The following is a 2,356-nucleotide window of genomic DNA, read 5'->3' on the forward strand; positions in this document are numbered from 1 at the left end:
AAAATGATATCACCTGCACTTATATCAGTCAACAATCCTTTTAATTTAACAAAAAAGCTTCAGAAAAGATTATTGTCCTTTCTGAAACTTTATATTCTTCTACTTCTCTTTGAGCTTTATCCCTTTATTTCCCATAATATATGCATATTCGGGGTGTGCCACAAGTCCTTTAACTGTAAAGGTATACATGAACAGTCCAGTAATTACAACGCTTAGAATGCATTGTCATTCTAAAAAGTCTGAGATTATGTTTTTTCAAAATAGCCAATCCTTTCATTTGGATAGAAGACAATTCAGCTAATTCAAATTTCCAACTTTAATAAGCATAATTTTCAGTTATGCTCGTCCCAAATACTTGTCAGGATGGAACTTATATCAATAGCCAGATTCCCAAAAACAGGAAGCCCACTGCCCATATGTAAAAGAATATTTCAGTTCCCCTGTCTCCTAGAAACCTTTTGAACAACTCAATTTTTTTCATGTTCCAGATTTTTTCCGGCTTCATAACGGCAATTACAACAACCGCTACAGCATACACCAATGCTAGAATTCCCCATACTTTCATCTTAATCCCTCCTTATTCCAATCCTTTTCTTATTTTGGGAGCTAAAACCATAAATACTACTGCACTTATACCAAGTACTATTCCTGAATATTTTATTATGTCAATGAATGAACCGCTGTTTGACAAAATCATATCGTTCCCCTTGTATGTCCAGTAAAAAGGTATCCAATAAAAGAGAGGCTGCCATTTGTCCTCTAGAAGCTCTATTGCCGCAACACTTCCGAAGAGGGGCAAAAAGAGCATCTTTATGTTTCCTGCTGCATTCATAACATCATCGTTGTTGATTCCTTCAATAAAACCTATGAGAATGCTTATTATACAGGAAGTGATTATCATAATAAATACATGCAGGAAGTTTATGTCCCTGAATCCAGTAATCACCAGCATTAGGAAAGTGCTGACTACAGGAATGAATACTCCTATGAGACTCTTGCCTGCAATATAAGCCAATCTGGACACTGGTGACACATGTATTGCACTTATGGTATTTTCCGTTTTTTCTTCAACAATATTAAGTGCAATAATCATCCCCCCCAATATTGAGGTGAACATTATTGCCATATTCACCATCATTTTCTTAAGGGGTGTAACGTCTCTCCCAAAGTCTATTATTTCAGCCATGGAGTCTTCTATTCCTATGTCGTAGTGGTCAAAGGTAGTCAGGTTTTTCACATAGTCCACTACATAGTCAGGTTCATTACCCTGGGTAAGAATAAAATACTCGTCATTTTTCCCAGGAAGCACCCCTACGATATTGTCCCTCTTTATTACCCTCTCCTCAATGTTTTTGGCTGTGTCCGTCAATTCAACTTTCGCAAACTGTTTGAAGAATTCCACCTGTTCGGGGTTTTCTCCTTTCAACAACGCTATTTCCACTGTTGTATCATTTATACCTGGTGAAAAGACATTGATTATCACGGCAAATATTACCGGCACAACTATTATATAAAGGGTTATGAAATTTCTTACACTGACTTTCATGTCCCTCTTGAATATCATCAAAATCTTCCAAATCATTTCACAACACTCCTTATAGAGTCAGAGTTTTCTTGAATCTGTAATTAGCCAATAAGAATATGTCCAGTCCCAATACCGCAAATCCCAGAGATGCCAAGAGGACATATGTTATGTTGCCGTTTATTGATATTACTTCCTTGAAACTTTGAAGCATTACATAGCTTGGTATGATCTTTACCCAGTCCGGGTCCCAGCTTGGCGTGAAGTAGGATATATTGGGCATAATCATAATTATTATTACTATGTAAAGTGCACCGAAGGACTGTACTATGTCCTTATAGTAGCTTGTAATTAAAAGTCCCAGGGAGGCTGCAAAAAATCCTGAAGTTATTACGAATAGAATCATGGCGCCATAGTTAGGCTGCAGTCCCATTACAGGAACTGAAATTATCAAGGTTGTAGCTATTGACGTAACAATAATGACACCAACTTTGCTCAACAGATATTGCCATACCGATGAAGCTGTAACTGCATAGGCCGTTATGATTCCTTCATTCTTATCAAGAAATATATAGGCGGCTATGATGAAAAGACTCATGAGACTTCCATTATATGTCAGGAATACAGGTATCAGGTTTTGTTTATCGCTTAATGGTTCAATATCCTGACAAATGGCCTTAACAGTAATATTGTCTGAATAATCCTCAATAACATCAAATGCGGCTTTTTGATTGTGGAATACAAGGAGCAGATTCCTGAGTTTCTGGGTTTCATACCCCTGTAGATAGTATGTATGTATAATTTGATTATCTTCATTTACTCGAGCATGTACAA

4 protein-coding genes are annotated in these 2,356 nt (G+C 36.8%); 1 reads left to right on the forward strand and 3 read right to left on the reverse strand.

What is annotated here, in order from left to right:
- The coding region (locus tag AC3AX0_RS07345) for a hypothetical protein (RefSeq protein ID WP_487549656.1) at nucleotides 1-216 on the forward strand (216 nt) is incomplete at its 5' end.
- Nucleotides 217-370: 154 nt separating this feature from the next.
- Here the strand turns inward: AC3AX0_RS07345 and AC3AX0_RS07350 are convergent.
- The 3 genes from AC3AX0_RS07350 to AC3AX0_RS07360 all read right to left on the reverse strand — a co-directional run.
- Nucleotides 371-565 carry a hypothetical protein gene (locus tag AC3AX0_RS07350; protein ID WP_487549657.1) on the reverse strand — a complete coding sequence of 65 codons (195 nt, stop codon included), beginning with the start codon at nucleotides 563-565 and terminating at the stop codon, nucleotides 371-373.
- A 12-nt stretch (nucleotides 566-577) separates the two neighbouring features.
- Nucleotides 578-1,582, reverse strand: a complete 1,005-nt coding sequence (locus AC3AX0_RS07355; protein WP_487549658.1) for an ABC transporter permease — start codon at nucleotides 1,580-1,582, stop codon at nucleotides 578-580.
- Nucleotides 1,583-1,595: 13 nt separating this feature from the next.
- Nucleotides 1,596-2,356 (reverse strand): ABC transporter permease (locus AC3AX0_RS07360; RefSeq protein ID WP_487549659.1); only part of this gene is annotated, 761 nt, incomplete at its 5' end.

It is taken from the genome of Dethiosulfatibacter sp. (assembly GCF_983023055.1).

What these genes read in the sequence shown, in the direction of transcription:
- AC3AX0_RS07350 (WP_487549657.1), bottom strand. Translation starts at nt 565, where the DNA reads ATGAAAGTATGGGGAATTCTAGCATTGGTGTATGCTGTAGCGGTTGTT.
- AC3AX0_RS07355 (WP_487549658.1), bottom strand. Translation starts at nt 1,582, where the DNA reads ATGATTTGGAAGATTTTGATGATATTCAAGAGGGACATGAAAGTCAGT.